The organism is Daejeonella sp. (genome assembly GCF_046590655.1).
Taxonomy (GTDB): domain Bacteria; phylum Bacteroidota; class Bacteroidia; order Sphingobacteriales; family Sphingobacteriaceae; genus Daejeonella.
The window spans coordinates 16,343-34,403 of record NZ_JBKJUM010000103.1 but is presented as its reverse complement, the minus strand read 5'-3'; the positions used below and the strand labels follow the sequence as shown (position 1 = coordinate 34,403).

Here is an 18,061-nt window from a genome sequence, read left to right as displayed (position 1 = left end):
TTGAGATACGCTGCGATAGATATAGGATCAAATGCTGTAAGACTTCTTATTGCTGATATTATCCAAAACGATAAGGAAATTTCATTCAAAAAAAACACTTTGATTCGTGTACCTCTCCGGCTGGGAGATGATGCCTTTCTTGACAAGGAAATCTCTGTGAAGAAGACTGAAGAACTTATTAAAACAATGATCGCTTTTCGTAACCTGATGGATGTTTACAAGGTGAGTGATTACATGGCATGTGCAACATCAGCAATGAGGGAAGCGAAGAATGGCCAAAATATTGTCGGTCAAATAAGGCAGCAGGCAGCTATTGATCTGGAAATCGTGGAGGGTCAACGTGAAGCAAACATAATTTATGCGAGTCATATCGAATTAAGTCTCGAACGAAAAAAGAACTATTTGTACATCGATGTTGGAGGGGGCAGTACCGAGCTGTCTGTTTTTAGTGATGGTGAAATGATTGCATCCCGTTCCTTCAACCTTGGCGGGATACGTATTCTGGACAATCAGGATAAGGAAGAAACATGGTCAGAGATGAAGGAATGGGTACAGGATAAGGTGCAAAATTATAAAAATCTTTCCGGGATAGGTACTGGAGGCAATATCAACAAACTGTTTCGGATGGCAGACGGCAAGGATAGTGATCCGATCACTTTTGCAAAGCTCCAGTCATTATACACTTATCTCAACTCATTTTCACTAAAGGATAGGATCAACGTATTAGGCCTTAACCCAGACCGGGCCGACGTAATAATTCCTGCTGCCGAAATATACCTCACCGTAATGAAATGGGGAGGAGTAAAGCAAATTTATGTACCCCGGGTGGGCCTTGTAGACGGTGTAATCCAATTGCTAATAGACAAGAACTTCAAATCCTAATATTACGTCTTAACGATTTTCTTTGCCGCAATCCATAAAAAGTAGGTGATTATAGGTGCCATTAACACATCTATCGTGTAGTGAACATGCTGTACAAGCACTGCCAGACCTATAACAATTGTAGCAATAAATGTTAAGATCTTGTCCGACCTTTTCTTAAGGCATAAAAACATCAGGAACATCGCTGCAGTATGGCCCGAGAAGAAAAGATCTTTTGTAATTAGAGTAGGTCCGTAAAAGTAGTTGCTGATCGGATCATGAATAGACACAAAACTATCAGGTGCATTCAATGGAACCAAGCCGATTGAGACGAATCTCGAGAGATTGATTAGAATAAAGCCCCATAGGAAGGTTAAAAATATCTGAGGATCCTGTTTAAACCTGTGAAAAGATAGCAGGGCCATCGACCAGATAGTCACAAATATAAATAATGAAAGATCGTACGCTGGAAGCCATTGTAGTAGGTAGTCATTGAATTTAATACCATTTCGTTGTTCTATAGCCTGATAGAAAAATGGCATAGAAATAAGGATTAAAGAAATAATTATTAAGCCGGAAATTAGTTTCCTTCTATAATCAGTTGATTGCCAGTTATTTTTCCATAGTCTAACAACGGCACTTTGTTCTCGAATTGGCATCATGGTATTTTAAAAATCAGGCAAAAATAATATTATTAACCATAAACTTTAAATTAATTTAAAAGTTACGTTAATTTAACTTGAATTTTCAAGACGATGAATTATCATTAAACTATCGTACCCACCCCGAGGGATCTATTGGATTTCTACCTTTCCAAATTTGAAATTGCATTTCGCTTATACCTTCGGCGGGATCGTTAGCCACCGTTCCTATTGTTTGTCGGGTACTTACTTTCTGACCTGCAGAAACGTTGACGCTCTTTAGTTTTGAGTAGATAGTGAAATATTCACCATGCCTGATCATAACTGCGTAATTGTTCAGAACCATAAATACCTGACTTACCTGACCTTCGAACACGGCATATACAGGTGCTCCAGCTGCGGTCTTAATATTAATTCCGGAATTAAACAACGTCACATTTGACTTGTATTTGTACGAGCCAAACCCTTGTGTTATAATACCTTGAGCAGGTTTTTGCAGTCGTCCCCGGTTACCCATGAAGCTGGAGGATAACTTTGCATCTTCAGGGCTGGAAGCCAGAACTGATGATCCGCTGGTAGCCTTTGCAGCTGGCTTTATTGCGGTTCCTGGCGCTGGACTTTTTGCCGTGGGCTTTGCATTTGCTTTGGCTGCAGCAAGCTTAGCCAGCCTTGCTTTCTCTGCAAGGCGAGTTCTTTCTGCTGCTTTGCGTTGTTCAGCGAGGATCTCTTTTCGAATAGCTGTTTGAATGGCATTGCTAAGACTGGATGCTTCCGTTTGTTTTTTAGCTAGTTGTTGTTGTAAAGTTCGCTCCTGTTTCGTCAGGTTGCTAAGTATCTTGGACTGCTGATCTTTATCTTTTCCAAGCGTCTCTTTTTCAGTGAGCTGGTCAGAAAGGAGATCGCTTTTATTTTTTTTATTTTGATCCAAAAGTGAAATTTGCTTTTTCAAAGTAACCTGGGTAGTGACTATGTATTTTGCTTGTGATTTTCGAAATCTCCCAACTTGCTGGATATATTTCAACCTCATATAAGCCTGGTTGAAATTTTCTGCTGCAAAAATAAACATGAGCTTATTGTATGAGCCCTGGTTGCGAAAGGCAAACAATACCATTTTTGCGTACTCTTTTTTTAGTCGGCTTAAGTCTGATTGCAGGGATTCAACTTCTGAACTATTAGTAGAAATTTTGTTATTTAAGATCTTGATCTCGGAATTAATAGTTCCAATTTTTTCTTCCCTCAATTTTATTTGAGCGTTCAACAAATTTATCTGCGTAAGCGAAAGTTTTTTGTTCTTATCAACATTACTCCGGGTTTTTTTTAAAGACTCAATTTCGCGGTTAATGGCATCTTTTCGCTTTTTTAATTCAGAGCTGCTCTGTCCGTATGACGTTTGAAAGTTTAGGATTAATATTAAAAATATGATTAAACTGAATCTCTGCATAGATATTTATTGGGCGCGGCAAAACTACGTCTTTATTCCTTGCTCCTTGTTTCTAGCTCTGATCTTTTTTTTACTTTTGCTGCAACACCTCTCATTCGCTATGTCCGATCTTCGCCATCCTATTTATAATTTCCAGTTTGGGTTGCTGTGCATGAGTTCGTTCCTGTTTTCGGCCAGTTTTAATATGCTGATTCCGGAACTGCCTGCTTACCTGGCAAGTCTGGGAGGAGCAGAATATAAAGGTTACATCATTGCATTGTTTACACTCACTGCGGGAATTTCGAGACCGTTCAGCGGAAAGTTGACTGATAAAATTGGGAGAGTTCCAGTAATGGCTGTTGGATCTCTCGTATGTGTTATTTGTGGATTACTTTATCCTCTGTTAACTACCGTTGCCGGATTTCTGTGGTTAAGGCTTTTCCACGGTTTTTCAACAGGCTTTAAACCCACCGCGACAGCGGCCTACGTCGCCGATATCGTTCCGGGAAACCGCTGGGGTGAAGCCATGGGTATACACGGACTATGTTTTAGTACCGGCCTTGCTATCGGGCCGGCAATAGGTAGTGAACTGTCCCAAAGATTTTCCATTAATGCGCTTTTTTATTGCTCATCTGTTTTTGCTTTACTTTCAATAGTCATTTTAATGAATATGAAAGAAACACTCGTTAAAAAGGAGAGGTTCAAACTAGCCTTGCTTAGAATAAACAAGAGAGAAATTATTGAACAAAGAGTATTAGGTGGGGCCTTGGTAACATTTCTATCTTATCTTAGTTATGGGGCCATTTTAACTGTAATATCGGATTGGGGAACCCACTTGGGAGTTGCCAATAAAGGATTATTCTACATGGTTTTTACTGTTTCGTCCCTTATAATTAGATTTGCATCCGGACGCCTTTCTGACAGGATAGGCAGGATCAGCATAATTAAATTCTCTCTTCTTCTTCTCATGGTAGCCCTGGTGTTTATTGGAGGCTCTAGTTCCCCTTTACACCTCATGTCTGCCGCAGCTGTTTATGGCGTGGCTACTGGCATGCTTTCCCCTGCGCTAACAGCTTTTATTATCGACTTGAGCCATCCGGAACATCGGGGCAAAGCTGTTGCTACAATGTACATCGCTTTGGAAGCAGGTATTGGAATAGGCGCTTTTATGGCGGGAGCATTTTATATTAGTGATATAGAAATGATCCCACTTACTTTCTATATCATTGCTGGACTAACTTTAATCGCATACCTTTATCTTCAGTTTCTATTCAAACGCATAACATTAATTAGTGAATCCGCAAACCCTTAAAGATCTTGTTAGTGTTTACATGCCTTATGGTAAGTATAAAGGAAAACTGATTTGTGATATTCCTGAATATTACCTTGTTTGGTATGAGAACAATGGCTTTCCGGATGGGAAGATAGGTATACTGCTTTCAACGATGTATGAAATTAAATTGAATGGTTTAGAGTATCTTCTTAAGCCATTGAAAAGATAAGATAGAACAATCTTGCTAAAATTATTAGTTTTTAAAGAGCTTTGCATTATATTTGTTAAATCAGCTCAAATAAGATATGTATGCTATCGTCGATATTGAAACTACAGGAGGTCACGCAAGTGCAAACGGCATTACTGAAGTAGCGATTTTAGTTCATGATGGCAAAGAGATAATTCACCATTTCAGTACTCTTATAAATCCGTTAATACCTATTCCCATTTACATACAAGCGCTAACAGGGATAAGTGATGAAATGGTAAGGTCAGCGCCAACTTTCCAGGAAGTAGCAGCTGAAATATTCAATCTGCTTCATGATAAGATATTTGTTGCTCATAATGTAAACTTCGATTTTTCTTTTCTAAGGTACCATCTTTCTTCATCTGGGTTTTCTTTGCAAACAAAGAAACTTTGCACGGTGAGATTAAGCCGAAAAATTTTGCCAGGCTATAGCTCATACAGTTTGGGAAAACTTTGCAAGCAAGTGGGAATAGAGCTTATTGACCGCCATAGGGCTATCGGAGATGCATCAGCAACAGCTCGCTTATTTTCGTTGCTTCTCGAGCGGGATGCTGAAGGATATATTGCAAAGTCCCTGAACCAGCGATCAAAAGAGCAATCACTTCCACCTCATTTGCCTAAAGAAGATATTGATAAATTACCATCAGTTCCGGGTATATATTACTTCCATAACAACAAGGCAAAGGTAGTTTATGTGGGAAAGGCAATTGATATAAGAAAAAGAGTAAATAGCCATTTTGCTAATAACAAGCCGGGAAGGCAGAAACAAGAGTTTTTACGTGATATATATCATATAAGTTATGTTGAGTGTGCCACCGAATTATTTTCATTTATTATGGAGGCGGTGGAAATTAAGCGCTTATGGCCTGAACATAACCGGGCTCTTAAACGATTTGAACATGCGTATGGACTTTATCTTTTTGAAGATCAAAATGAATATTTAAGGTTAGCAGTTGATAGAAGAAAGAAATTTTCCAGACCTGTTCATACGTTCAAAACTTTAACCGAAGGATTTACATTAATTAAGTATTTAGTTAATGAATTTAAACTGTGTCCTAAATTGTGTTTCATACAACGTAATAATGACCAGTGTTTAGGATATGATGGTCAATCTTGCTCCGGTGCTTGTGAGCAAAAAGAATCAAAGCAGGAATATAATTCGAGGGTTATCAGTTCAACCAGCCATCTGAATACCATTCTGCCTAGTTATGCGATAATTGACAAAGGAAGGTCATTATCAGAAAAGAGTTGTATTTTAATGGAAAAAGGTTTTTTTTATGGTATGGGATTCATTCCTGCTGATCAGGAGATCTGCGATATTTCTAAGCTTAAGGGCCTCCTGACAGTTCACCCTTCAAATGATTATATAAAAAACATGGTCAAGAACCATGCTGTTAAATTCCCGGAACGGGTAATTTCTTTTGATTCTCTTTCTGCAGAAAGAGAATTATAAGTCGCATTCGTTTGAAATATTTCTTTTTGGTTTAACTGTGTGTGGAATGATATTTGTGTTAGAGTTAATAATTAATTCCTAAACATTTTATAAACTAAAGTTTAAAACACCTAAAAAAAGTACGATGAAAAAGAAAGTTTACTTCCTGGCTACAGCATTAATGTTAATGTTTTCAGCCCCATCTGTAATGGCAAATGATGCTAAGTCTAAACCTGAGATGACTGATAATCAAAAGGTTCGTTTTGCAGAGATCACTAGAAGAATTGAAGAAATCAAAAGCATGGACAAATCTGAATTAAGCCGCGAAGACCGCAAGTCACTTCGTAACGAGCTTCAGGGAATGAAAAAAGAGGCGAAAGCTATGAACGGAGGAATCTATCTTTCTGTTGGAGCGATTATCATCGTCATCTTATTATTGATTCTGCTTTTATAAGATTTCACTTTAGGAAAAAAAGGTCATCTTTTTCGGATGGCCTTTTTTTATGGAATTTCCAATTATCTTCTATCGATTAATATGGAAAGCTGCTATGCGAAAAAGTTTACTTTCGAAGAGCCGTCTTATTCGGGGTATTCGTTTATATGACTTACGATCATTCGGATTCTCTCGTCCAATTGATTAACTGATTTATCCAGTAATTCTAAATATTCAGGCTCTTCTGTATAAGGATTCTCTTTGAGAAGCATCATTATTCCCATAATTGACGCCACTGGTTGTCTGAGTTCATGCGATTCAATCCAGGCAATTTTTCTGAGTACGCTGTTCTGCTTTTTTAATTGATTTAAGCTCCTGTCCAGTTCCATGATATGACTTACCTGATTAGCCAGCGCTGCAAGACATTCCAGTTGTTGTTGGGTTAAATCTTTAGGCGTTGTGTCGTAAACACAGAGTGTACCCACATTGTATCCATCATAAGATTTAAGGTTTGCACTTGCATAAAACCGTATATGAGGATCATTGGCAACAACAGGTGCAGCAGCAAATCGTTCATCTTTACTGGCATCTTTTACAACCATAATTTCCTCCTCTTCGATTGCATGGGTACAGAAAGAGGTACTGCGGGGCATAACTGTTGCTTCAATTCCTACTTTGGCTTTGATTAGCTGAACGTCGTGATCCATAAGAGTTATTAATGCAATTGGGCTATTGCAGATAACTGAGGCCAGCATAACAATTTCCTGAAGGTCTTTCTGTCTATCAACATTAAACTCCAGATACCTTTGAACTGCACTAACTCTATTACTTTCAGTTACAACATCCATGTTCTCCAATTTTGCAAACTAATATACGCGTAACACTGAACAAAGGATTCAAATGGTGCAGATTTTTAATTCCATATATTTTTGTATTTACAAAACCCGGAAGAACTTTTCAGCGTATATACAAAGACAAATAAATTTAAACATTATGGGATTAGGTGCTCCGGAATTGATAATGATAGCAGTAGTTGTACTACTTCTTTTTGGAGGCAAGAAATTGCCAGAACTTATGCGCGGTCTTGGTAAGGGCATTAATGAATTTAAAAACGCAAAAGACGGTGATATAAAAGATGAGGAACAACCTCAGGCTATCACCGTTCCCGTTGAGAAAAAATCTTTGTAATTCCTGGGGTATTCTTGTTGAGTGACACTTTAAGTTGTAAATAGCCACTCTCGACAGTGGTTATTAACTAATGTTATTTATCTTAGCGAGGAATATACGATGAGGATTCTATACGCTATTCAAGGAACAGGCAATGGCCATTTGAGCCGTGCAATGGACGTTATTCCATGCCTTATGAAGCACGGTGATGTTGACATTTTGGTCAGCGGCATACAAAGTGATTTGACAATTCCCTTTTCAATAAAATATAAGTTACGTGGCCTCAGTTTTATATTCGGGAAGAGCGGGGGGGTGGACCTCTGGAAAACCATGGTCAGGTCGAATGTTAGAAAGTTGGTTAAGGAAATAAGGGAACTGCCTGTAGAAAATTATGATTTGGTCATCAATGATTTTGAACCGGTTTCGGCATGGGCTTGCTATATTAAAAATCTTCCTTGTATAGGACTTAGTCATCAATCAGCTGTGCTGGCGGATGAAACGCCTGCTCCCGATGTTACAGATATGATGGGCAAGTTTATCCTTAGTAACTATGCACCAAACACAGCGAAGTATGGCTTCCACTTCCAGCCGTATGCGAAAGACATATATACACCCGTAATTCGAAGACAGGTGAGGGAGCAGATACTTGAAAACGGCGAATATTACACGGTTTACCTGCCATCTTATGATGATAAAAGGCTAATTGGGAAGCTTTGCCAGTTTAAAAATGTAAAATGGGATGTGTTCTCTAAACACAACAGAAAAGCTTTTACCAGCAAAAATGTCTCTATACAGCCTATACACAATGATAAATTCGTCAAAAGCATGGCCCGGAGCGCTGGAGTGTTATGTGGTGCGGGTTTCGAAACCCCTGCAGAAGCATTGTATATGAAAAAGAAATTATTGGTTATCCCGATGAGGAATCAATATGAGCAGCAGTTAAATGCTGCTGCACTTAAAAGTATGGGCGTTCCGGTGATAAAAAATCTTAAATCGAGGAATGATATGGTTATCGCGAGCTGGCTTGAAAATAATAGTACAGTTGATGTTAATTATCCCGATATCACAGGCGAGATTATAGGTCGGATTATTCGCAATCATGTCACTAATCCCCATTTTTTAGAAATTAAAAATATCAGCTAACATATTCATTCACAGAGCATCATATACGCTCCTGTCTGAGGTCTGAGGTCTAAAACTTATTTTTCTAACCAAATAACGCACTTGATAAATATCTATCTCCGCGGTCGCAAACAATAAATACAATCACACCGCTATCAAGTTCCTGTGCCAGTCTTATAGCAGCTGATGCAGCTCCACCACTACTCATTCCTGCGAATATTGCTTCAGTTCTGGCAAGTTCTCTTGTCATCGCAACTGCTTCTTTTTCTGAGATATCCATAATCCGGTCGACCCGGCTTGGGTCGAATATTTTCGGAAGATATGCTGCCGGCCATCTGCGTATTCCGGGAATTGATGAATCTTCTGTAGGCTGACATCCAACAATAGTAATCCCGGGATTTTTCTCTTTGAAAAACATAGAACTTCCCATAATAGTGCCTGTGGTGCCCATTGAGCTTACGAAATGGGTAATCTTCCCATCGGTATCATTCCAAATCTCGGGGCCTGTAGTTTTGTAGTGAGCAAGGTAATTATCAGGATTGGCGAACTGGTTTAGCATAAAGTTTTGTCCTGAAGCCGCTTTTTCATCAGCGTAATCGCGGCATGCTTCGATTCCCTCCAACAACGTTACTTTCGCGCCATACGCTTCCATAGTCAGCAAACGTTCTTTTGTGGAATTAGACGGCATTACCAGCTCAATTTCCAGGTCGTATAATCTTGCCATCATGGCAAGCGCTATCCCTGTATTCCCACTGGTAGCTTCGATAAGCGGCACTGTTTTATTTATATCCCCGCGTTCAATAGCACTGCGTATCATGTTGAGCGCAGCGCGATCTTTTACACTTCCGCCAGGATTATTTCCCTCTAGTTTCGCGAAAATTTTGACTTTTGGATTCGGATTCAGCCTTTTGATCTCAACCTGGGGAGTGTTACCTACGAAATCAATTACGCCAGCCATTTTTTAGATATTAATTTTCTTGCCTGTAGAGATAACAACATCAGCAGTATTGTAAACTGATGAGCCAGGGGGGACGCTTTTGGTGAGCCAGACATTTCCACCAATTATGCTGTGATGTCCGATAATTGTTTCACCTCCAAGTATAGTGGCTCCAGAATAGATTACAACAAAGTCTTCAATAGTAGGATGGCGCTTGGTATTAGCCATGCTTTTATCAACACTTAAGGCTCCCATAGTAACCCCCTGGTAAAGCTTCACATGTTTTCCAATATTGCAAGTTTCTCCTATAACAACACCGGTGCCGTGATCGATATGGAAATATTCATCGATTTCTGCGCCAGGATGAATATCAATTCCTGTTTTGGAGTGAGCATATTCCGTCAGGATTCTGGGTAGAAGTGGAACATCAAACGAGTACAAGGCGTGCGCCAGACGGTAAAACGAGATTGCGTAAAAGCCCGGGTAAGCTCTGATTACCTCAAATTCACTTTTCGCAGCCGGGTCGCCATTAAATATAGCCTGGATATCTGTATTTAGCACACGGTATAATTCCGGGATCTGGGCAAAGAATTTTTTTGACAATTTTTTGTGATCACAGCGATCGCAGGCCTTGGTGGAAACCATGATTTTTGTAAGTTCATCCTCCAGTTGTTCAAAATGGCTTTTTAGATCGTCGATTGAAATCAAAGAACGTTTGGATTGCTCAGGGAAAAGCAGCCGAATCAGATCGGTAGCCCACCTGGCTATTTCCTTGTTAGAAGGAACCTCATCAGCATCTTGCTGCTTTTGAAAAATATGCCTGTAAAAATCCTCGTTCATTTTAAAATCCAGATCAAAGAGTTCTTTATTAATTCTATACTGCAAGTTTAACGAAAAGAATGTTTGTGATTTGTAAAAAGGTAATTCACTAAAGCGGTCAACTCATCTGGTCAGGTCATGCAGCTGGAATACGGGTGCCGGATTTCCTATCCCTTCATCCGACAGTAAATCTAAAATAATCCTGAAGGTTGCAGGGTTGTTTGCAATGTTGGAAAAATAGACTATCGAAGTCTTTTGCCCGGGAATATTTATTGAAAATGTGCTAAAACCGCACGTGCTTCCTGAATGAAAGAGGTATGGGTGGTCGATATCGAAATAAAACCAGCCGGGTCCGTAATAACTCCCCGTTACCTTTTTAATGGAGAAATTTAAGCGCGTCGACACAGCCAGAAGATCGACTAATGTGCCCTGCCATAAGGCATGTGTCCATTTTCTATAATCATTTAACGATGTATAAACTCCCCCGTCCCCTTTAACTGCACTTGTTGGGCTTTGATCATTTGCATAAAGCTTTTTGTTAATATCTTTTGCGAAACCCAACGCGCGGTTAGGAATAGGCCTGGATGCCTCATATATTCGTGAGTTCTTCATTTTCAGGGGCTTGAAGATCCGTTGTTCTACAAACTGCGCGAAGGTCTGTTGTGTAATGCGTTCTGTTATGAGCGCAAGTAACGCATATGCCGAATTGCTGTACTGGAATTTGCTTCCGGGTGCAAAATAAGTTGTATCCTGTTTTGAAAGTAATGTAAGTACATCATGATCCAGGAGCTGGTTCGTTTGTGAATCATTCATTATTGCTTCATAATCAATAATTCCTGAAGAGTGGGTGAGCAGGTGCTTCAGCTTGATCTTATTTCCTATAACAATAGGTATTTCAGGGAAGAAACGGGAAATGGGATCATCTAAGGAAACCTTGCCTTCTTTTTCAAGAAGCAGGATACACATCGCAGTGAATTGTTTAGATACAGAGGCCATCCTAAAGTTAGTACTCGAACTTATTTTTTCCCCGTTTGTATTAACCAGGCCGAAACCCTTCTTATATACTAATTTTCCTTTATGCTCTATATAAAGCGCAATTCCCGGCTCTCCCGGGTTGATGCTATTGGCGATGGCAGAATCAATTCGTTTTTCGAGTTGAGCAAAGGAGGTTTGCATGATCATGCTGCATAAGCCGATAAAAAAAGACAGTCTCATTTCAGTTATATTGAAGCGCGAGGCATCAGGAACCAGAGTTAATGTGAGTCAGCAGCTTTTGAAGGTCCTCTGGTGTATCAATAGCGAGGCTTTCTTTGTCTGTTATGGCTACTTTTATCTTATAGCCATTCTCCAACCAACGCAGTTGTTCGAGTGATTCAGCTTTCTCCAAAGGTGATAATGGCAGTCGGGTGATCGATGAAAGCGTGGAAGTTCTGTACCCATATATCCCAATATGTTTGTAATGCATCTGGCCGTCTAACCATATATCCGGATCTAAATTCCTTAAAAAAGGAATTGTGCTTCGGCTGAAGTAAATGGCTTCCATATCCTTATTGAAGGTAACTTTTGGAGAATTGGGATTGAAAAGTTCATCTCTTGTAGTGATTTGCTTAATTAATGTGGCTAGTCCTGTGATTCCGTCATCAAAGCAGCTACATAGAAGGTCGATTTGAAGAGGGTCAATCATTGGCTCATCGCCCTGAATATTAATGCAGATGTCGAATTCCGGGAAAAACGTAGCTACCTCATTGCATCTGTCTGTTCCACTTGGATGGTGTTTGGAAGTCATAACAGCATCGCCTCCGAAATTTTTTACATGTTTTAATATACGCAGGTCATCAGTGGCAACAATAAGTTTGTTAAGACTTGAAGATTTAAGGCATTGCTCATACACTCTTTGGATCATGCTCTTCCCGGCAATATCTGCCAATGGCTTTCCGGGGAAACGGCTGGATGCGAAACGGGCTGGTATGATTCCAAGTATTTTCATCCGGTATAAAATTGAGGCTTGCCTAAAATAGCCCGTTGATTTCCCGTTCTATGCTATTTATAACAAAGCCAAGGTCTTCAGGATTATTTGCAAAGTCGAGTTTGTCTTTGTCCAGGATCAACAACTTTCCCTGGGTGTAAGAATCTATCCACTTCTTATATTTTTCATTCAGTTTGGATAGATAATCGAGGCGTATTCCGGCTTCATATTCACGCCCCCTTCTTTGAATATTGTTAACCAGGGTCGGCACGGACGCTCTAAGAAAGATTAGTAGGTCGGGAGGTTTGATAAACGAAGTGATATTCTCAAATATGGATGAATAATTATCGTAATCGCGGGAGGTCATTAAACCCATATCATGCAAATTCTCAGCAAAAATATAAGCATCTTCGTAGATTGTTCTGTCCTGAATTATATTTCTATTGGTCTGTTGGAGTTCGAGGATTTGCTGGAACCGACTATTCAGGAAGTAAATCTGAAGATTAAAACTCCATCGTTTCATATCACTGTAGAAGTCCTCCAAATAAGGGTTGTTATCAACAGCTTCATACTGAGCTTCATAACCTAAATGCTTTGCAAGCAATTCTGTAAGGGTAGTTTTGCCGGCCCCAATGTTTCCAACGATAGCAATGTGCATGGTAATTTACGGTAAGTGCAAAGCGGCAGGCGCAAAGCGTGTTTGAAAATACAAATACTTTTTTTAATCCGGCAAAATCCTAAAAACTTTTGAATCCTATAATTTCCCGGACGTCCCTGATTGTTCTCGACGCACTTTCCCTGGCCTTAATTGCTCCAAAACGGGCTACTTCTCTGAGGTAAGTATCATCGGCAGCAATTTCCCGTATCCTTTCACGAATAGGCGTAGTTGCAATTATCATATCTTCTGCCAGCTGTTTTTTAAAGTCGCCGTATCGAATCTGGCAGGAATTATACAGGTTGTCAAAGTGCAGATAAGTATCGGGTGCCGAAACGATTTTTAACAGATCGAAAAGATTTTGTATAGACTCTGCTTTGGGCTGGTTTTCTTCGGTTGGGCCGCTGTCAGTTACTGCACGCATTACCTTTTTGCGAATTATGTCAGCTTCATCAGACAAATATACGGCATTGCCCTCACCCTCAGATTTGCCCATTTTTCCTTTGCCATCGAGACCCGGCACTTTGACAAGTTTCTCGGTAAAATTAAAAGCAAATGGTTCAGGGAAATACTCATTGTTATATAGTCTGTTGAAACGGTTTCCAAACGTTCTTGCCATTTCCAAATGCTGTTCCTGATCTTTGCCGACAGGTACTTTTGTTGCTTTGTGGATAAGGATATCGGCAGCCATAAGTACCGGATAAGTTAATAATCCGGCATTTACATTGTCAGGGTTTGCACGTACTTTATCCTTAAATGAGGTGCTTCGTTCCAATTCACCCAAGTATGCGTTCATATTTAAGTATAGATACAGTTCGGCGATCTCAGGAACGTTTGATTGGATATAGATGGTTGCTTTCTCAGGGTCAATGCCCGCAGCAAGATATTCTACCAAAACCTGTTTTACATTGCCATGGAGGTCTCGGGGGGTGGGATGTGTGGTTAGCGAATGATAATCGGCGATGAAAAAAAAGCAGTTATACTCGTGCTGCATCTGCACGAAGTTTTTTACAGCTCCAAAAAAGTTTCCTAAATGCAGTTTCCCGGTACTTCGGATTCCACTAACGACAGTTTCCATAATACGGGCGAAAGTAAGTAATTTTTCTCTAACAGCTCAATGCGAGTCTCCATTTAAACCCTGTCTAGTTTTCAAATGGAAATTTCTATTTTTGACACTGGATGAAAAATTTCTTAAAGAAACTGCACCTTTATTATTTTCTGATTGTCCTCGCCATATCTTTCATCCTGCTTTATCCTTTTATATATTTATACTCCCGTTCTCCTGTTAATTTTAAAGGCATGAACAGCCTCAGGTGGGCCTTCAGTTTCGCTAGTACAACCCTTTCTGGAATTTTTTATAAATTCTCTTACGAACAAGAGATCGATTGGAAAAAAACCTATATTATTTGTGGTAATCATACTTCCAATTTAGACATCACAGCTGTTATTTTATTGGTAAAAAAAAATATGGTATTTATGGGAAAGGAAGAACTCCTGAAAAATTTCATAACTGCGATTTATTTTCGAACAATAGATATTCCGCTTAACCGGGATAGTAAAATGTCAGCTTTTCGAGCATTTAAAAAAGCCGAAGAAAGTATACTAGCAGGAAAAAATGTAGTAATCTTTCCTGAGGGCATGATCAGCGGACATTATCCACCCGTGTTGCAGCCATTTAAAAATGGGCCATTTAAACTTGCTATAGAGCACGGAATTCCCATATTGCCGATAACTATTTTTGATAATTGGAAATTAATGTGGGATGATGGCGTAAGATATGGAAGTAAGCCAGGGATTTGCGATATTTACGTGCACGCTCCCATTAAAACTGAAGACCTGCTTCCCTCGGATTCAGAATACCTCAGAGATAAAGTTTATGAAATGATACAGGAACGGTTTGAAAACCATAAAAGTAGCTTTACGGAATAATCGTCAACAATGAAAATAGATCTGGATACAATTGAAAAGGTGGCTCATCTTGCCCGGCTGGAAGTAAAAGAAGAGGAGAAGCAAGGCTTACTGGATGATATGAACAGAATCCTCACTTTTATGGATAAGCTTAACGAGGTAAATACCGAAAACGTTGAACCTTTGGTTTACATGAATGAGGAAGTCAATATATTCAGGGATGACGAAGTGAAACCGACAATTAGCAGGACAGAAGGACTTCGAAATGCGCCAAGTCAGGATGGTAAGTATTTCCGCGTAGCTAAAGTGATCAATAAAAAGTAAATTAAGCAGGCTCTGTAACAAGCGGGACTACCGACTGTCTTAAAACAAAACTAAAATATGGCGCAAGATTCTCTAATTTCTTTGACAGACATCGGAAGGAAATATGTTATCGGGGCGGAAACGATCCATGCTTTAAAATCAGTTACATTATCAATAAATAAAGGAGAGTTCGTAGCGCTTATGGGCCCGTCAGGGTCCGGAAAGTCTACGCTGATGAATATTTTAGGCTGTCTTGATACGCCCACAAAAGGGGTATATATTTTAAATGGGAACCGTGTCAGCGAGATGTCGGACAGTGAACTTGCTGAAATAAGAAACAAAGAGATTGGATTTGTTTTCCAGACTTTTAACCTGCTTCCCCGTTCATCTTCACTGGAAAATGTTGCACTGCCGCTTGTTTATGCAGGGATTGGACGCCGGGAAAGGGAAAGCAGGGCTCAGCAAACTCTTGAAAATGTTGGGCTTGGAAACAGGGTACATCATAAACCTAATGAGCTTTCCGGAGGCCAACGTCAGCGGGTTGCAATTGCTCGCGCACTTGTAAATAATCCTTCAATTATCCTTGCCGATGAACCCACCGGAAACCTTGACACAAAGACATCTGTGGAGATAATGGGCTTGCTGGAAGAAATCCATTCCAAAGGTAATACGATAATTCTTGTTACACACGAAGAAGATATTGCCCAACATGCTCACCGAATAGTCCGGATGCGCGATGGCTTGATTGAAAATGATTACCTAAACGAAAACATTAAAACAGTCACTCCAAGAAGTCGGAAGTCGGAGGTCTGAAGTCGGAAGTCGGAGGTCGGAGGTCGGAGGTCTGAAGTCTGTAGTCTGAAGTCTGAAGTCGGAAGTCGGAAGTCTGAGGGACCATTAAAATTAATTTAAATGTTATTTTTACCAAAGAATCTCAGACATCTGACCTCTGACTTCAGACCTCAGTTTACATGAAAATCTACACTAAAACCGGCGATAAAGGTCTAACTTCATTAATAGGAGGTACCCGGGTGCCAAAGTATAATCTAAGAATTGAAAGTTACGGAACGGTAGATGAACTAAATTCATTTATCGGGATGATCCGGGACCAGGACATTTCCACAAGCCACAAAGAAGTTTTAAAAGAAATTCAGGACCGCTTGTTTACGATAGGAGCAACGCTTGCTTCTGATCCGGAAAAATCGCGGATGAAAATTCCTGATCTTCATCAAAGCGATGTCGAACTGCTCGAAGTGAAAATGGATCAGATGAATGAATTTTTGCCCGATCTTAAACACTTTATCCTACCTGGCGGAGATCAGGCAGTTTCATTCTGCCATATATGCAGATGTGTCTGCAGGCGTGCTGAACGAATTACTGTACACCTAAGTGAAGAAAGTTATGTTGACGAGAAGGTGATCATCTACTTAAACCGGCTGAGTGACTTCCTATTCGTCCTCGCCAGAAAACTAGGCCAGGAGAGGAATTTGCCGGAAAATAAATGGTTTCCGAGGGTTTAAGTAACTTGTTAAAAATTAATTAATAATCTTATATAAATTATTATACTTTTGCACAAAAAGTATAAATCAAATTCTAAGAATATGTATTGGACATTAGAATTAGCGTCGCATTTAGAGGACGCGCCATGGCCGGCTACAAAGGATGAACTTATAGATTACGCTATCCGTTCTGGTGCCCCTGTTGAAGTTATTGAAAACCTCCAGGCATTGGAGGATGATGGTGAGCCGTATGAAAACATCGAAGAAATATGGCCTGATTACCCAACAAAGGACGATTTCTTCTTTAATGAAGACGAGTATTAAACCTTTATCCCGCTCATGCGGGATTTTTTATTAATTAACGATACTATTTTTTTGCTTAGGTCAAACAAACGGTACGATTTTAGCATTAATGATATGAAACTTAATCAGCTATTAATTAACTAAACACTAAAAACTATGGGTAATCTACTTTATTTGATCGCAGTTATTTTGATTATATTCTGGATCTTTGGAGCGTTCATTTCACCAATGGGTGGCAATTTAATCCACATTCTACTTGTAATTGCGATTATCGCGATCTTGCTTCGTGTAATCCGCGGAGGTACGATTTAAGAAATAAATTTAACTGCACTCATTTAATTTTAAATGGGTGTAGTTATTTTTTTGAAACTAAATAATTCTCTGCCACAAGAATATCTTGGGGGTAAGTAATTTTCAGATTTCGTATATCTCCTTCAATCATATTAATACGCACTCCCGACATTTCGACTACTGAAGCATCGTCCGTAAAGTTCTGTCGGTAATCCTGCTCGTAAGCCTTTTTAAGAATTTCACTGCTAAAAACTTGTGGTGTTTGGATTAAATAGATATTTTCCCTATCAAGACTCACACTTCCGCTCTGAGTTTTCTGCCTGACTGAATCGCTGCTTTTAACAGCAGCCACAGCGTTTCCCATTACTTCTGCCTGCTCATATGCGGATTCAATAAGTTCCCTGCTTACACAGGGTCTAACGGCATCATGAACAGCTACTATAGCAGGGTCTTCAACGTATTCAAGTCCATTTTTAACAGAATGAAAACGTTGTTCGCCACCATCTATCAGTTGATGGGGAATCATGAAATTGTACTTTGTACAAAGTGTTCGCCAATATTCGTGAAAATCGGCGCCTAATACCACATTAATTATGGGAGTAACACACGAATTATAAAACGCCTCGATGGTATGCATTATAATAGGTCTGCCGTTCAAAAGCATGAATTGCTTAGGAAATTCGGACTGCATTCGGCTTCCAGCACCCCCAGCTACAATGATGGCATAATACTTCATAGCCGAACTTTTTTCAATCATTTGGCTGTAAATATATCAAAAACCGGG

At 39.7% G+C, this 18,061-nt stretch carries 23 protein-coding genes; 13 read left to right on the top strand and 10 right to left on the bottom strand.

The window, feature by feature from the left end:
• On the top strand, positions 1-882 hold the full coding sequence (locus ACLL8Z_RS10145; protein WP_411274664.1) for an exopolyphosphatase: 882 nt from the start codon (positions 1-3) through the stop codon (positions 880-882).
• A 2-nt stretch (positions 883-884) separates the two neighbouring features.
• On the opposite strand, the gene ACLL8Z_RS10140 is transcribed toward ACLL8Z_RS10145, so the two are convergent.
• Together ACLL8Z_RS10140 and ACLL8Z_RS10135 are read right to left on the bottom strand one after the other, a co-directional pair.
• Positions 885-1,523, bottom strand: a complete 639-nt coding sequence (locus ACLL8Z_RS10140) for a phosphatase PAP2-related protein (protein ID WP_411274663.1) — start codon at positions 1,521-1,523, stop codon at positions 885-887.
• A gap of 109 nt (positions 1,524-1,632) precedes the next feature.
• Positions 1,633-2,943 carry a murein hydrolase activator EnvC family protein gene (locus ACLL8Z_RS10135; RefSeq protein ID WP_411274662.1) on the bottom strand — a complete coding sequence of 437 codons (1,311 nt, stop codon included), beginning with the start codon at positions 2,941-2,943 and terminating at the stop codon, positions 1,633-1,635.
• A gap of 100 nt (positions 2,944-3,043) precedes the next feature.
• Here ACLL8Z_RS10135 and ACLL8Z_RS10130 point away from each other — a divergent pair, with 100 nt between their 5' ends.
• The 4 genes from ACLL8Z_RS10130 (at position 3,044) to ACLL8Z_RS10115 (ending at position 6,328) form a co-directional block, all read left to right on the top strand.
• Positions 3,044-4,234, top strand: a complete 1,191-nt coding sequence (locus ACLL8Z_RS10130; RefSeq protein WP_411274661.1) for an MFS transporter — start codon at positions 3,044-3,046, stop codon at positions 4,232-4,234.
• On the top strand, positions 4,215-4,424 hold the full coding sequence (locus ACLL8Z_RS10125) for a DUF3820 family protein (RefSeq protein WP_411274660.1): 210 nt from the start codon (positions 4,215-4,217) through the stop codon (positions 4,422-4,424). The genes ACLL8Z_RS10130 and ACLL8Z_RS10125 overlap by 20 nt, the downstream gene beginning before the upstream one ends.
• 76 nt (positions 4,425-4,500) lie before the next feature.
• Positions 4,501-5,895: an exonuclease domain-containing protein gene (locus ACLL8Z_RS10120; RefSeq protein ID WP_411274659.1), complete on the top strand. Its 1,395-nt coding sequence runs from the start codon at positions 4,501-4,503 to the stop codon at positions 5,893-5,895.
• Positions 5,896-6,019: 124 nt separating this feature from the next.
• Positions 6,020-6,328: a hypothetical protein gene (locus tag ACLL8Z_RS10115; protein WP_411274658.1), complete on the top strand. Its 309-nt coding sequence runs from the start codon at positions 6,020-6,022 to the stop codon at positions 6,326-6,328.
• A gap of 125 nt (positions 6,329-6,453) precedes the next feature.
• Here the strand turns inward: ACLL8Z_RS10115 and ACLL8Z_RS10110 are convergent, their stop codons facing one another.
• Entirely contained in the window at positions 6,454-7,155 is a 702-nt protein-coding gene (locus ACLL8Z_RS10110; protein WP_411274657.1) for a GAF domain-containing protein, read from the bottom strand.
• 145 nt (positions 7,156-7,300) lie between these two features.
• Here ACLL8Z_RS10110 and ACLL8Z_RS10105 point away from each other — a divergent pair, with 145 nt between their 5' ends.
• Together ACLL8Z_RS10105 and ACLL8Z_RS10100 are read left to right on the top strand one after the other, a co-directional pair.
• A complete protein-coding gene (locus ACLL8Z_RS10105) occupies positions 7,301-7,495 on the top strand; it encodes a twin-arginine translocase TatA/TatE family subunit (protein ID WP_411274656.1) in 195 nt (64 codons plus the stop codon).
• Between the two features lie 99 nt (positions 7,496-7,594).
• A complete protein-coding gene (locus ACLL8Z_RS10100; protein ID WP_411274655.1) occupies positions 7,595-8,617 on the top strand; it encodes a glycosyltransferase family protein in 1,023 nt (340 codons plus the stop codon).
• Between the two features lie 64 nt (positions 8,618-8,681).
• Here ACLL8Z_RS10100 and cysM read toward each other — a convergent pair whose 3' ends face one another.
• The 6 genes from cysM to trpS form a co-directional block, all read right to left on the bottom strand.
• Positions 8,682-9,554, bottom strand: coding sequence for a cysteine synthase CysM (gene cysM, locus ACLL8Z_RS10095; RefSeq protein ID WP_411274654.1), 873 nt, complete (start codon positions 9,552-9,554; stop codon positions 8,682-8,684).
• Between the two features lie 3 nt (positions 9,555-9,557).
• Positions 9,558-10,373, bottom strand: coding sequence for a serine O-acetyltransferase EpsC (gene epsC / locus ACLL8Z_RS10090; RefSeq protein WP_411274699.1), 816 nt, complete (start codon positions 10,371-10,373; stop codon positions 9,558-9,560).
• A 102-nt stretch (positions 10,374-10,475) separates the two neighbouring features.
• The gene (locus ACLL8Z_RS10085; protein WP_411274653.1) at positions 10,476-11,567 is read right to left on the bottom strand and encodes a serine hydrolase domain-containing protein; all 1,092 of its coding nucleotides are present in this window, start codon (positions 11,565-11,567) and stop codon (positions 10,476-10,478) included.
• A gap of 25 nt (positions 11,568-11,592) precedes the next feature.
• On the bottom strand, positions 11,593-12,339 hold the full coding sequence (gene kdsB, locus ACLL8Z_RS10080; protein ID WP_411274652.1) for a 3-deoxy-manno-octulosonate cytidylyltransferase: 747 nt from the start codon (positions 12,337-12,339) through the stop codon (positions 11,593-11,595).
• A 22-nt stretch (positions 12,340-12,361) separates the two neighbouring features.
• Positions 12,362-12,976 (bottom strand): deoxynucleoside kinase, encoded by a 615-nt coding sequence (locus tag ACLL8Z_RS10075; protein ID WP_411274651.1) that lies wholly within the window; start codon positions 12,974-12,976, stop codon positions 12,362-12,364.
• Positions 12,977-13,055: 79 nt separating this feature from the next.
• Entirely contained in the window at positions 13,056-14,051 is a 996-nt protein-coding gene (gene trpS / locus ACLL8Z_RS10070) for a tryptophan--tRNA ligase (protein ID WP_411274650.1), read from the bottom strand.
• Between the two features lie 221 nt (positions 14,052-14,272).
• On the opposite strand from trpS, the gene ACLL8Z_RS10065 reads away from it, so the two are divergent.
• The 6 genes from ACLL8Z_RS10065 to ACLL8Z_RS10040 all read left to right on the top strand — a co-directional run bounded on the left by ACLL8Z_RS10065 (position 14,273) and on the right by ACLL8Z_RS10040 (position 17,298).
• A complete protein-coding gene (locus tag ACLL8Z_RS10065) occupies positions 14,273-14,902 on the top strand; it encodes a lysophospholipid acyltransferase family protein (protein WP_411274649.1) in 630 nt (209 codons plus the stop codon).
• A gap of 9 nt (positions 14,903-14,911) precedes the next feature.
• The gene (gene gatC / locus ACLL8Z_RS10060) at positions 14,912-15,205 is read left to right on the top strand and encodes an Asp-tRNA(Asn)/Glu-tRNA(Gln) amidotransferase subunit GatC (protein WP_411274648.1); all 294 of its coding nucleotides are present in this window, start codon (positions 14,912-14,914) and stop codon (positions 15,203-15,205) included.
• 57 nt (positions 15,206-15,262) lie between these two features.
• Positions 15,263-15,997 carry an ABC transporter ATP-binding protein gene (locus tag ACLL8Z_RS10055; protein ID WP_411274647.1) on the top strand — a complete coding sequence of 245 codons (735 nt, stop codon included), beginning with the start codon at positions 15,263-15,265 and terminating at the stop codon, positions 15,995-15,997.
• A gap of 158 nt (positions 15,998-16,155) precedes the next feature.
• Positions 16,156-16,704 (top strand): cob(I)yrinic acid a,c-diamide adenosyltransferase, encoded by a 549-nt coding sequence (locus tag ACLL8Z_RS10050; RefSeq protein WP_411274646.1) that lies wholly within the window; start codon positions 16,156-16,158, stop codon positions 16,702-16,704.
• 81 nt (positions 16,705-16,785) lie between these two features.
• A complete protein-coding gene (locus tag ACLL8Z_RS10045) occupies positions 16,786-17,007 on the top strand; it encodes a DUF2795 domain-containing protein (RefSeq protein WP_002996718.1) in 222 nt (73 codons plus the stop codon).
• A gap of 135 nt (positions 17,008-17,142) precedes the next feature.
• The gene (locus ACLL8Z_RS10040; RefSeq protein ID WP_340383059.1) at positions 17,143-17,298 is read left to right on the top strand and encodes a lmo0937 family membrane protein; all 156 of its coding nucleotides are present in this window, start codon (positions 17,143-17,145) and stop codon (positions 17,296-17,298) included.
• A 43-nt stretch (positions 17,299-17,341) separates the two neighbouring features.
• Here ACLL8Z_RS10040 and ACLL8Z_RS10035 read toward each other — a convergent pair whose 3' ends face one another.
• Positions 17,342-18,013, bottom strand: coding sequence for a 2-C-methyl-D-erythritol 4-phosphate cytidylyltransferase (locus ACLL8Z_RS10035; RefSeq protein ID WP_411274645.1), 672 nt, complete (start codon positions 18,011-18,013; stop codon positions 17,342-17,344).
• Between the last annotated feature and the right edge of the window lie 48 nt (positions 18,014-18,061).